This is a genomic window from Ruegeria sp. BG6, assembly GCF_056538465.1.
This window is the reverse complement of the sequence record NZ_JBQFTB010000017.1, coordinates 1-12033: the sequence shown is the minus strand read 5'-3', so window position 1 is coordinate 12033 and position 12033 is coordinate 1. Positions and strand designations below refer to the sequence as shown.

The following is a 12033-nucleotide window of genomic DNA, read 5'->3' as shown; positions in this document are numbered from 1 at the left end:
AGCCCGGCATGACACGTCACCCAAGGCGATCACGAGCCGCCGCGCCGTTTGGCGGCGCGCCAGCACGTTCTCTTTCATCCGGACTGTAACCGTCGGCTCTGGCCTCTCACCAGATCTGCTGACACCCCGGTCGCCGGGGCCGCTCGCGGGCTTGCGGGTCGTGGCCCGCATACCGCCGGTGGGGAATTCCGCCCCGCCCTGAGAACGCGCGGACCTTGCCAAGGTGCGGGCGGTTCTGCAAGAGATTTCGCAGGAGGATAGACATGCACCCGAACCCTGCCTTCCGCGCTGAAGACACCGCGCGCCATATCGCCTTAGCCCGAGAACGGGCGTTCGGGGTTCTGGCCCTTTCCACGGAGCAGGCGCCGTTGCTCAGCCATGTGCCTTTCTTAATCAGCGAAGATGGGGCCGTTGCCGACCTGCATCTGGTGCGATCGAACCCGATTGTGCACGCACTGAAACAGCCGCGTGTTGCCCGGATCGCCGTGTCCGGGCCGGACGGGTACATCTCACCCGATTGGTATGGGGCCGAGGACCAGGTGCCAACATGGAACTATGTCGCCGTGCACCTGACAGGCCGGATCAGGGTACTGCCACATTCTGAATTGCGGGATTTGCTGGATCGCCAATCCGCTTTCTACGAAGAACGCCTGCGGCCCAAGCCGCCATGGACCGCCGAAAAGATGAACTCGGACGCGTTGGAGCGCATGATGCGGATGATTGTCCCGTGCAGAATACAGGTGGACGACATTCAGGGCACCTGGAAGCTGAATCAGAACAAAGCCGACAAGATGCGGCGGGCTGCGGCAGATTACGTTGAAGCGGATGGTTTTGGCAGCGAGACTGGATTGCTGGCCACATTGATGCGGGGAACGTGACCAGCCGGATCGGTCATTCGCTGAAGGTTGCCAGGTAGGCCGCGATATCGTCGGCGCCCTTTTTCAGCCTGACGCTCATGTTCGGACGCGCGGTTTCGTCATTGAGATATTCCCTGATAAAGCCAATCGGATCTTGGGAGTAGGCAGAAATGTTCTCTTCGGTCCAGACCAGCCCTTCTTCGCCCGCCCGGATCATGTCGTCGGTAAACATGCCGATCGGCAGACGCTCGCTGCCATAGCGATAGTCATTTTCGGCTCCGGCAACGCGACCGACGACACCAAAGAGATTCGGACCGGTTATGCCGCCTTTGACCAAAACCTCGCCATCTTTGATGATTGCGTGGCAAGAAGAACAGCGGTTGTAGAGTTTTTCGCCTTTTTCCGGATCGCCGGCGGCCGTGGCCTGAGATGCAGCGGCCAGCGCCAGGGTCACGACGGTTGCAAAGAGCTTTGACATAGAGAACGTCCTGTTGCGGGTGAGGTTTCCCCTGCCATTCCGGGATTCCCGTTAAAAGTGCAATCAAAAACAGCCACAACTATGTTATTGAAAAATATGTATTTTCAACTCAAAATATACGAAACGGTGAAGACCCTTAAAGTGGAAATTTGTGCGGCGAAATCTGGTCAGGAGTATGCAGACCGGGAACCGTTTGGCACGTCCGGTGCAAACATCGGGACAGGTTCCCCGTTTCGATTTGTGACCCCGAATCACGTTGCGTCCGATCTGCGGTGATCGGCAAATTTCCCCGCTTAACCCCACCGCTATCTTGAAAAAATGCCCCTTCGTTGTGACATGAATGCCCAGATGCGGCGTAGTGCGCGCCTATGACCGCTGGACGAACCGTTTTCTCCCGGATAGATAGCCGCGATGAGACGCCGTATTTGATGCGGTGCTGATGCATGTTTGCCCGGTCCACCCGGGCGTCGGAATCGGAGAAAACCTCGTGTCCCACGCAGAAGACCACGAAGGCACCCGCAGAGATTTCCTCTACTACGTCGCTGGCGGCGCAGGTGTCGTTGCAACGGGGGCGGCCGTCTGGCCCCTGGTCAACCAAATGAACCCATCGGCAGACGTTCAGGCGCTGTCCTCGATCCGCGTGGATGTCAGCGGGGTTGAGCCGGGTACGCAGCTGACAGTCAAGTGGCTGGGCAAGCCCGTGTTCATCCGTCACCGCACCGGTGCCGAGATCCAGGAAGCGCAGGAGCAGGACGCCGAAGGCGTTGACGCACTGCCGGATCCGCTGGCCCGCAACTTCAACCTGAACGCTGATGCGCCGGCAACCGACGCCAACCGCGTTATGCCTTCGCCTGAAGGCGAAGCACCGGGCGCATGGATCGTTCAGATGGGCGTCTGCACCCATCTGGGTTGCGTGCCTTTGGGTGATGCCGGCGATTTTGGCGGCTGGTTCTGCCCCTGCCACGGTTCGCACTATGACCTTGCCGGTCGTATCCGCAAAGGCCCCGCGCCTGAAAACCTGCCCGTTCCGCCTGCGGAGTGGACGGATAACTCCACCATCAGACTCGGCTAAGGGAGACCCAGATGTCCGGAATTCCCCACGATCACTATGAGCCGAAGACAAACGGCGAAAAGTGGCTGAACAGCCGCCTTCCCATCGTCGGCCTGCTGTATGACACCCTCATGATCCCGACCCCCAAGAACCTGAACTGGTGGTGGATCTGGGGCATCGTTCTGGCGTTCTGCCTGGCGCTGCAAATCGTCACCGGCATCATCCTGGTGATGCACTATACTCCTCATGTCGATCTGGCCTTTGCCAGCGTCGAACACATCATGCGCAACGTGAATGGCGGCTACTTTATCCGCTATCTGCACATGAACGGCGCGTCGCTGTTCTTTGTTGCGGTCTACATTCACATGTTCCGCGGCCTGTTCTATGGCTCGTACAAAGCCCCGCGTGAGATCACGTGGATCATCGGTATGCTGATCTACCTGATGATGATGGGCACTGCCTTCATGGGCTACGTTCTGCCCTGGGGTCAGATGTCCTTCTGGGGTGCAACCGTGATCACCGGCCTGTTTGGCGCGATCCCGTTCGTTGGCGATGCGATCCAGACCTGGCTGCTGGGCGGACCCGCCGTGGACAACGCCACGCTGAACCGCTTCTTCTCGCTGCACTACCTGCTGCCATTCATCATCGCGGCGCTGGTCATCGTGCACATCTGGGCCTTCCACACCACCGGAAACAACAACCCCACGGGTGTTGAGGTGCGTCGTGGCTCGAAGGCCGAGGCAGAGAAAGACACGCTGCCGTTCTGGCCCTACTTCGTGATCAAGGACCTGTTTGCGCTGGCCGTGATCCTGGTAATCTTCTGGGCGATTGTCGGTTTCATGCCGAACTACCTGGGCCACCCGGACAACTACATCGAAGCCAACCCGCTGGTTACGCCTGCGCACATCGTTCCCGAATGGTACTTCCTGCCGTTCTACGCGATCCTGCGTGCTTTCACTGGTGAGGTCTGGGTTGTTCAGTTCGCCAGCTTCATCACAGGCGGTATCGTCGACGCCAAGTTCTTTGGTGTGATTGCGATGTTCGGTGCGATCCTGGCAATGGCTCTGGCACCCTGGCTGGACACGTCGACCGTGCGTTCGGGCAAGTACCGCCCGATGTTCAAATGGTGGTTCTACCTGCTGATCATCGACTTCTTCGCCCTGATGTGGCTGGGTGCGATGCCCGCGGAAGAGCCTTACGCAACCTTCTCGCTGATCGCGTCCGCCTATTGGTTCGCCTATTTCTTCGTGATCCTGCCGATCCTGGGTGTTATCGAAAAACCCGAGGCGCAGCCGGAAACCATCGAAGAAGACTTCAACGCGCATTATGGCAAGGCTGACGCCGACGCCACGCCGGCCGAGTAAGAAGAGGGACCGGAAACATGTTCAAGAAACTTGCAATCGGTGCCGCGTTTGCCATCGCCCTTACCCCTGCTGCGTCCTTCGCGGCAGGTGGCGGCGAGCAGCACATCGAAGACTTCGACTTCTCGTTCGAAGGCCCCTTTGGCACCTGGGATCAAAACCAGCTGCAGCGTGGTCTTCAGGTCTACACTGAAGTCTGTGCGGCCTGCCATGGCCTGAGATACGTACCCCTTCGCGATCTTGAGGCGCTGGGATATTCGGAAGAAGAAGTCATCGCCTATGCGGCTGGCAACTTTGAAGTGTTCGATCCCGAGCTTGACGATTTCCGCCCGGCGATCCCGACGGATCACTTCCCGGCCAATGACGGCGTTGGCGCACCGGACCTGAGCCTGATGGCCAAGGCCCGTGCCGGCTTCCACGGCCCTTACGGGTTGGGCATCAACCAGCTGGTCAAAGGCATGGGTGGTGCGGAATACATCGCCTCGCTGCTGGATGGCTATACCGGTAAGGAAAAGGAAGAGGCAGGTGCGGTTCTGTACGAAAACACCGCCTTCCCGGGTGGCTGGATTTCGATGGCACCGCCGCTGGCCGAAGATCAGGTGGAGTTCGCCGATGGCCACCCTGCTACTGTCGAAGCCATGTCCGAGGACATCGCCGCCTTCCTGATGTGGACCGCCGAGCCCAAGATGATGGATCGCAAGAATGCCGGTTTCGTTGGCGTTCTGTTCCTGTCGGTCCTGTCGGTTCTGCTGTATCTGGTCAACAAGCGCCTTTGGGCTCCCCACAAAGGCAAGAAGCTACACTAAGCACTGACCCGCAAAGAACGAAGAAACCCCCGCGCCATTGGCAGCGGGGGTTTTTTTGTTGTGACCGGAGGGAAGGGGCCAGCCCCTTCTTGGCCTGCGGCCAATTCAACCCCGGGATATTTCTGGCCAGATGAAAAGCGGATCAGGCTGTCAGTTGAGTGTCCGTTTTGCCCCTAATGGTGGCGGTCACGATCTTGCCTTCGGTTTGCGGTGATGAAAACGTCACCTCGGTGAACTGCTCGGTCCGGCCCATGTTCGGGTTCTCCATCAGGATGTGATGGGTTCCGCCGATCTGGGCAGTCAGGTGTTTGGCGACCTGAACCGCTCCTGCCGCGCGCAAACGGGCGGCGCGGTCTTTGATGACATTGCCGTTGATCTGCTGCGGAATACGGGCCGCCGGAGTGCCCTCGCGTTTGGAATACGGGAAGACGTGCAGCCAGGTCAGGCCGCAGTCGGTCACCAGCGTCATCGAGTTCTCGAAATGCGCTTCGGTTTCGGTTGGGAAGCCCGCGATGATATCGGCGCCGAAGGTCATATCGGGGCGCAGTTTGCGAGCCTCTTCCGTGAAGCGAATTGCATCATCGCGCAGGTGGCGGCGTTTCATGCGTTTGAGAATCAGATCGTCGCCATGCTGCAACGACAGGTGCAGATGTGGCATCAGGCGCGGCTCGGTCGCTATGGCTTGCATCAGGTTCTCATCCACTTCGATGGAATCAATCGAACTGATCCGCAGGCGTGGCAGGTCCGGTACCAGCTTCAGGATGCGCATCACCAGATTGCCCAGCTTGGGCTGCGCGGGCAGGTCTGCTCCCCAAGAAGTCAGGTCAACACCCGTCAATACAACTTCGTTATACCCCCGCTCCACCAGCCGTTTGATCTGATCGACCACGACGCCTGCCGGCACGCTACGCGAATTGCCACGGCCATAAGGGATGATGCAGAAAGTGCACCGATGGTCACAGCCATTCTGGACCTGCACATAAGCGCGCGAGCGCGTGCCGAACCCGTCGATCAGATGCCCCGCGGTTTCGGTCACTGACATGATGTCGTCGACCTGCACGGATTCGGTCTCGCCGATGAAGTCGGCAGCCATGCTTTTCCATGTCGCGGGCTGCATTTTTTCGGTATTCCCGATCACCGCGTCGACCTCGTCCATACTGGCAAATGTCTCGGGCTCGGTCTGGGCCGCACAACCGGTGACAATCAGACGCGCATTGGGGTTTTCCCGCCGAAGCTTGCGGATTTCCTGCCGGGCCTTGCGCACCGCCTCGGCCGTGACAGCACATGTGTTCACGACAACAGCATCTGTCAGCCCCGCCTCCCGCGACAGTTCTTTCATCGCCTCGGTTTCATAGGCGTTCAGGCGGCAGCCCAGTGTGGTGAACTTGGGCGGGTTCATCCCAGTGACCCCAGGAATTCAGGCGTCAGCGTACCCGAGAAGACATGGCAGGTCGGCCCGGTCATCCAGACACCATCCTCGCGCCAGTCGATCCAGATTGTTCCGCCGTCCAGTTCGATCTGAACCTTGCGCCCCGTAAGGCCCCGGCGCGCAGCCGAAACCGCCGTCGCGCAGGAGGACGAGCCCGAAGCCAAGGTAATGCCCACGCCACGCTCCCACACGCGCATACGCAGGTGATCCGGACCGATGACCTGCACCACCTGTACATTGGTGCGTTCGGGGTAAAGGGGGTGATGCTCGTATCGCGCGCCGAATTCCGTCAGGGGAATCGCCTCGGCGTCCTCGACAAAGAAGGTGCAATGCGGGTTGCCCATACCGGTGGCGCTCGGGCTGCCCTCGATCGGCAGTTCCAGCGTATCGACCTCTTCTGCGAGCGGAATCTCATGCCAGTCCAATTGCGGAGGCCCCATGTTCACTGCAGTCAGCCCGTCGCCCACATCCCGCGCAACAAGCGTACCGCGTTCGGTTGTCAGGCTCAGGTTGGATTTTCCGGTCTCCTCCATCAGAAACCGGGCAATGCAGCGGGTGGCATTCCCGCAAGCCGCAGACGTCGACCCATCTGCATTGTAAAATACCAGATGCGCGTCTTCTTCACCTTGCTGAATGACGGCAAGCTGGTCGAAACCCACACCCATCTGACGATGCCCGATTCCCCGCGCCAGGGCGGGCGTCATCTCCACCGACGCCGCACGTGCGTCGAGAATGACGAAGTCATTTCCCAGCCCGTGCATCTTCATGAAGGGCAATCCGGTATCGAGTCTCAGCTGCATGGCGCGCATATAACCCTGCGCAGGACATGAATCCAGTCTGACAGGGAGATTCGTAAAAAAAGGGGTTGACCCCCCTGCGCCACCTGCCTAATTAGGCCGCCTATCGGGTCGCCTGAAACACTGATTTTTCAAGCGGAACGAGGTGCAAAAAAGGTCTTGAACCCAACCGGGAACTTGCCTTAAAGAGCGCCACGGATCGACGAGATCCAAAAAAGAGTGGGCCGTTAGCTCAGTTGGTAGAGCAACTGACTTTTAATCAGTGGGTCGCAGGTTCGAATCCTGCACGGCTCACCACTTTTTTCAAAGGGTTAGCAAGAATAGGCGAGATTTTCTCAAGCCTACAGCAACCACCTAGCAACCACGCGGCGTAGATTGGCGTAGAAACGTGTAGAAAACCGTTTTGTTGAGCGTGCGGATTATCTCTTTTGGTGAGTCCGTAAGTCATTGTTATTTTGATGCTTTTTGACATTTGAAAGAGTTTTTGGTACACTGACTATGTACAGAGCGGCAATTGACTGTCGCGTGCAACTTCCAAAAGAGCACAGAAAACTAGAACGGCTACGCCCAAAAAGCGAAGCTGTGCCTGCCTGTACGTCATCACAACAATCAAAATCTCAAATAGCACTGGAGCTTTCCATGACGGACAGCAAAATCCCTTCGCATGTCAAATTGACCGCCGACATGTCTCCCACTCAGAAGAACCAAGTTTTGAACGATCACTTCCGAAAAACTGGGGAAGGTGGCGTTGTCATGATCTCCATGGGGATACATCTTCTTGGAAGAGCCACCGTTGACGCGATCATGAAACAACTCGCCGGGGATGCGGGCGACAAAAGCGTAGAAGCTGGCGGCGAACATGATGTGGGTTCAATAAAGGTGAACAATCGAACGGTGGATTGGGAGATCAACTACTACAACAAAGACCTTGATGATGAATCCCCAGAATCGACTGACCCTCAACAGACAACAAGGCATATGGCAGTTTTGCTGTCCACGTAATATTGACCATACGAGCCAGCTCTCACTAGAGAGTTGGCTTTTTTGTTTGCCGGACGAGCACAGATGCTTTCATCCCGGGCTTTAGAACACTAGCGCTCTAGGTTTAGGCAAAACTCGCCGCATAAGACGATGCAGTCGAGACGACTGCAATCAAGCTTGTCATGAATTGTTATTGATATGTTGGGTGTGAAACGGAAATCTACGTAAGACTTTCATAACATCTTCTATGTAGCTGTAGTCAAACATAGACCGACAAAAACTCTGATTGTTCCAGATACGAAATCGAGCACTGTTGGTTGGAAGGCTTAAGGTCTCAAGGAAAAGACCGCACTAGCCTGCAATCATTGCTGGAGAAAGTTATGACCCAAGCAAAGGGGTTGGTAGAGGTTTGCCAAATCAAACCCAAAGGAGCACTTGCACCCGCGTTTCTGTCTGAAAAGCAAACCGCATCCTATCTCAACATGTCAGTGCAGTGGCTAAGAAAGTGCCGATCAAACGGGAGTGGTCCCAAATGGAAGAAATTTGGTCAAGCTATCCGTTATCCCATCGCCGATCTTCAAAACTACATCTCGCAATCGACCCGCCAGTTTACCGGGCAGGATGTCAACAGGGCTGAGCAGCGTGTCACCACATCAAGGGATTGGAAATCTAGCTCTGGAACCAAGGTACGGTTCTAACGCCTGATCCGTTTAGCTTGTAAAGCTTGCAAACAGCAAAGTTGTAGAAGCGTCGGCGAGAGGCCGGCCAGAGCATTGACTAAGTCCTTTGCTCTGGTCGGTTGCCACCAAATCAAACAGTCCAGCCTCAGCGCAGAAATAAAACGGTTGCCTTTGTAACCGATGGCTCAGGCGTGGCTGCAATTCAAAGAGGCATCCAAAGATGCGACCTGAGAAACGAAAAAGAAACTCTAAATCTGATCCCACGCGGACAGCAAAGAAGCAGCGCGAGAAGCAGAAAAACGCGACAATGCTTGTAAGTGCACGAGTAACAATAAGAAACAATCCAAATATGGGGATACACGCTTTAAATCAGGGAGTTCACTACAGGATATTAGTACTTCCCACCCTAAACTCAGCCTAAAAAATAAAGTTACACGCTTCGACGATGACAGGGCTCACAGCAAAGAAATCCACCGTGAAATCTGTGACGAGTACAGTGAAACTGTTCATCGTTCTTACAAAAAACGTCGGTTTGTAAATACCAATATCTCGGACTTTGATGCGCTACTGGGCCGCAACGGCCTGTACGCAGATCACATGCCAGCTAGTGACTTTGAGCTTCGGAAAAAGTTTGGAGAATTGACGATTGATCAACTCCACCAACTTTATCTCCGAGCCAAGAAAGATCCACTCCTGAAGGTGTATTGGATAACCTTCGTTGATGAAGCCAACATGGTCAACGAGAGGCGCGGCACGTTTCACGTATCTAAATTTAAGCAAAAGGTTCAGTCGGCAATCCGCAACTACACTTCTATGCACGCCCTTGGCATTCTCGAAGTTCAGGCAATGATAAACTATCCCAAAGATCAGAAAGGGAAATTCTTTTCTCTACACGCTCACGTTCTCTGCTGGGGATATGAAAAATGTGATCCCAAGGCACTCATGGATCATGCTAAAGGCTTCAAAAGCAACATCTCCAAATTGCCGATACTCTCCAAAACGGCAACCATTCTTGAAGGCAGTCTTAGCAAACTTGGACGGTACATGACTAAGCCTCCATACCTTGGGAAAGAGGTTGATTACCGCAAATTTGGAACGGGTGAACCTTGTCTGTTCACTGGGAGGGGCCTGAACAAACACCATGATTTTCGGCTGTTTGAGTATTGTGCAAAGTTGCCGATGGAGCAGACGATCTTCGGCGTGCGTGACGGCTCCAAGCTCAGAAACAAAATTGTCTCCGGCCTGAAGAAATGGCAGTCACAAAGAGAAGGCACCGAAGTCAAACTTGGACACTGGATCAACACTGTGTTCAAGCGCTTCTTCGCAGATAATAGGAGGTTTAAGAACTACCGGCCGTTTAAGGTTAAGTGGTCCAAACCTCCGAAGCGCAAGAGGTTTAGAAAACGATAGTGGTACTGGTTGCGGGAGCATTCCTGTCAAAAGTTACGAGCTTTGAAGCGGTATGAAAATGTAGTTTGGTCAACGGCTTGCATCGCCAGTGAACTCTGCTTTACTTCAATTCGTATGCTAACGAACAACAAGTATTATTGAACTGACTTCGCGATGATTAGCTTCCCATACAAAGGTGCCTTAATGAACTCATACTGCGCCAACTCTGGTGCGGGGCGACCGACGTTCCAACCAAATTTCCTTCCTCTAATTGCTCGCCATCGCAAGCTGACAAAGAAGCAAACTCGAGAAGCAGATCGTCTTCGCAAGGCGAAAGATCGGATGCCGCCAGCCGATGCTGAATCTCCTGATAGTGACAAGTGGCGAATTTTTGTACTGCAACTCCTCAACCACGTGGCAGATTGTATGGATCGGCCGGATGTTGCGAATTTCGGTTACACTGAGATTGAAGCTTTTGTCGATTCGTTCCTCAAAAAATATGAATTAAACTTCGACGAATTTGCGAAATGGTGCGGCGGACCAACATCATTACTGTTGGGTGTAGGGGCCAGTCGCTTCGCTGCTCAGGCAACGGGTTCAGAAAAGTCTCATGCGATGTTTGGATCATTCATGGAGGCTTTTACAGAACCGGAAAGGATGTGCGTAGCGTTGGAGCAAGGCAATATTCCAAACACTGCAATCGTTAAGACCTTTCTATACCGGTTGCCAGAAGGAACTTCTCTTCAAAGGTGGGCACAACTTTCAAACAGTTTTGATGCAGAGCGTATGGGGCGGATGGCTGCACTGACCGGCCTGACTTGGCAACTCGCACTACTTGCAGCTTCGTTGTTTCAAAGCAGAACGGAAGTGCCAACGCCTAACTTGGCGCCTCTGCCAACTGAAAAAGGTGGACAACGTTGGTCCAGCGGACCGGCCTGGATCTTGTGCCTGGCAGAATTCGAAAACAAATACCATGGCACTCAAAGAACTGGTAAGCGTGGGCCCGAAAGTGTAGCGCGTAAGATTCACTCCCTCATCGCGAAAAGCAGAGAAGGTGCAAACGGAAGTGAATACAAAATTCGAAAACTAAATAGAATTTTGTCCGGCCAAGAACCTCTAACCTTTAAAGTGGTCGAGGATATCTGCCGAGCAGTTGAAGGAGCAATGGTTTCGGAACCAGACGGATCATTGCGAAGCGCATTGGCCGAAAATAGGGAAACGTCTTGGAAAACCAGCTAATGCGCCTACGAATCCAAGGCCATATTGCTGGGTTTCTGAGGTACATCGAGCGCGTTTGGGAGTACGCAAGTGGTGAGCTTGACCAACCGTTGTTGCTGCAAGACTTGCATGACATTTGGCAGGACTGGCCTCTCATTTTTAACAGTGCTTTAGACGATCATCGCAATCGCCTTGCCGAGCTTGGCCAATGAGCCAAGCTCGGCAAGGCACTGTATAGGTTTTGCAACTAGGGTCGGTGCGTTGGTTTCACCGCTCGAATACGGATAACTGCTTTCTCCGCACGTTGGACAAATCCTCTGTCAGTCGTCTTGCTATCTTTGATCCGCTTGGCATCGCAAGGAGTCATTGGCCTCCGAGATCCACCGCTAGACTTAGGAGGATTATTTTCGCGGTTCTTACCTGACTTCATGCCAAGTTTTTTTGATGGAAACCCAGCGGTATGTTTCTTTTTTGCGCTCATGACACACTCCTTTGATATCGAACACCAATTGGATCGCATAGTTTGAGCCCAAAACCTTGTCGCACTGCGGGACAAAACGAAGCTGTCCTGGAGATATGCTCAGAGTTTCAAAAATTGTTACTCTGAACCGCGGTGCTGCCGCGTATTTTGGCGAACTGCCATGACGCCAATTAGCCTAATGCCAAGCAAGTGCTCGCGGTTACTATGTGCTGAGCAGCGCTGTAGGCGCGGAGCATGCTCACTTAGCCTTGCCATGTAATCACTTGTGACATTGGCACGATTCAGAGCGTCGGTGCCCCGCTTTGGTACTGTCTGCGCTTTTGAACGTTACAACTCGTAACTTTGCCTGCGTCGTTACGAAGGCTGATCAAACGGGGCGCTGCAGAAGGCAGCTACTGCTCGAACCGATCTAACTGAGCAGCCTCATCTGACTGGTCCAATTTGATTGTTAGTGCATTGTTGGCCTCTGATCCATGTGGATGATGGTTTCCGGGGCTGGTGGGCG

At 54.6% G+C, this 12033-nt stretch carries 11 protein-coding genes, 1 tRNA gene and 1 riboswitch; of the genes, 9 read left to right on the top strand and 3 right to left on the bottom strand.

Annotated features, from left to right (window positions below; all coding sequences use genetic code 11):
• Positions 1–62: 62 nt before the first annotated feature.
• Positions 63–210: riboswitch (FMN riboswitch) on the bottom strand.
• 53 nt (positions 211–263) lie between these two features.
• Complete coding sequence (locus ACR0JW_RS21275; protein ID WP_170682648.1) at positions 264–878, top strand: FMN-binding negative transcriptional regulator; 615 nt, start codon at positions 264–266, stop codon at positions 876–878.
• A 13-nt stretch (positions 879–891) separates the two neighbouring features.
• Here the strand turns inward: ACR0JW_RS21275 and ACR0JW_RS21270 are convergent, their stop codons facing one another.
• Entirely contained in the window at positions 892–1311 is a 420-nt protein-coding gene (locus tag ACR0JW_RS21270) for a cytochrome C (protein WP_321250017.1), read from the bottom strand.
• A 511-nt stretch (positions 1312–1822) separates the two neighbouring features.
• Between ACR0JW_RS21270 and petA the strand changes: the two genes are divergently transcribed.
• Genes petA through ACR0JW_RS21255 form a run of 3 tightly spaced genes read left to right on the top strand, consistent with a single transcriptional unit; the run spans position 1823 to position 4553 of the window.
• Positions 1823–2407, top strand: coding sequence for a ubiquinol-cytochrome c reductase iron-sulfur subunit (petA, locus tag ACR0JW_RS21265; protein ID WP_170612564.1), 585 nt, complete (start codon positions 1823–1825; stop codon positions 2405–2407).
• An 11-nt stretch (positions 2408–2418) separates the two neighbouring features.
• A complete protein-coding gene (gene petB, locus ACR0JW_RS21260; RefSeq protein WP_170682649.1) occupies positions 2419–3750 on the top strand; it encodes a cytochrome b in 1332 nt (443 codons plus the stop codon).
• 17 nt (positions 3751–3767) lie between these two features.
• Positions 3768–4553, top strand: coding sequence for a cytochrome c1 (locus ACR0JW_RS21255; protein WP_170682650.1), 786 nt, complete (start codon positions 3768–3770; stop codon positions 4551–4553).
• A gap of 142 nt (positions 4554–4695) precedes the next feature.
• On the opposite strand, the gene mtaB is transcribed toward ACR0JW_RS21255, so the two are convergent.
• Both mtaB and dapF read right to left on the bottom strand, forming a co-directional pair.
• Positions 4696–5952 carry a tRNA (N(6)-L-threonylcarbamoyladenosine(37)-C(2))-methylthiotransferase MtaB gene (gene mtaB / locus ACR0JW_RS21250; RefSeq protein ID WP_170682651.1) on the bottom strand — a complete coding sequence of 419 codons (1257 nt, stop codon included), beginning with the start codon at positions 5950–5952 and terminating at the stop codon, positions 4696–4698.
• A complete protein-coding gene (gene dapF, locus ACR0JW_RS21245) occupies positions 5949–6791 on the bottom strand; it encodes a diaminopimelate epimerase (RefSeq protein ID WP_170682652.1) in 843 nt (280 codons plus the stop codon). The genes mtaB and dapF overlap by 4 nt, the downstream gene beginning before the upstream one ends.
• A gap of 209 nt (positions 6792–7000) precedes the next feature.
• Between dapF and ACR0JW_RS21240 the strand changes: the two genes are divergently transcribed.
• The 5 genes from ACR0JW_RS21240 to ACR0JW_RS21220 all read left to right on the top strand — a co-directional run bounded on the left by ACR0JW_RS21240 (position 7001) and on the right by ACR0JW_RS21220 (position 11068).
• Positions 7001–7076: transfer RNA gene (locus ACR0JW_RS21240), tRNA-Lys, on the top strand.
• A gap of 342 nt (positions 7077–7418) precedes the next feature.
• Positions 7419–7781 (top strand): DUF3768 domain-containing protein, encoded by a 363-nt coding sequence (locus tag ACR0JW_RS21235; RefSeq protein WP_480714409.1) that lies wholly within the window; start codon positions 7419–7421, stop codon positions 7779–7781.
• A gap of 359 nt (positions 7782–8140) precedes the next feature.
• Positions 8141–8458: a helix-turn-helix domain-containing protein gene (locus ACR0JW_RS21230; RefSeq protein ID WP_170682753.1), complete on the top strand. Its 318-nt coding sequence runs from the start codon at positions 8141–8143 to the stop codon at positions 8456–8458.
• Positions 8459–9037: 579 nt separating this feature from the next.
• Positions 9038–9850, top strand: a complete 813-nt coding sequence (locus ACR0JW_RS21225) for a hypothetical protein (protein ID WP_170682754.1) — start codon at positions 9038–9040, stop codon at positions 9848–9850.
• A gap of 183 nt (positions 9851–10033) precedes the next feature.
• Entirely contained in the window at positions 10034–11068 is a 1035-nt protein-coding gene (locus tag ACR0JW_RS21220) for a hypothetical protein (protein WP_480714408.1), read from the top strand.
• Positions 11069–12033 lie beyond the last annotated feature (965 nt).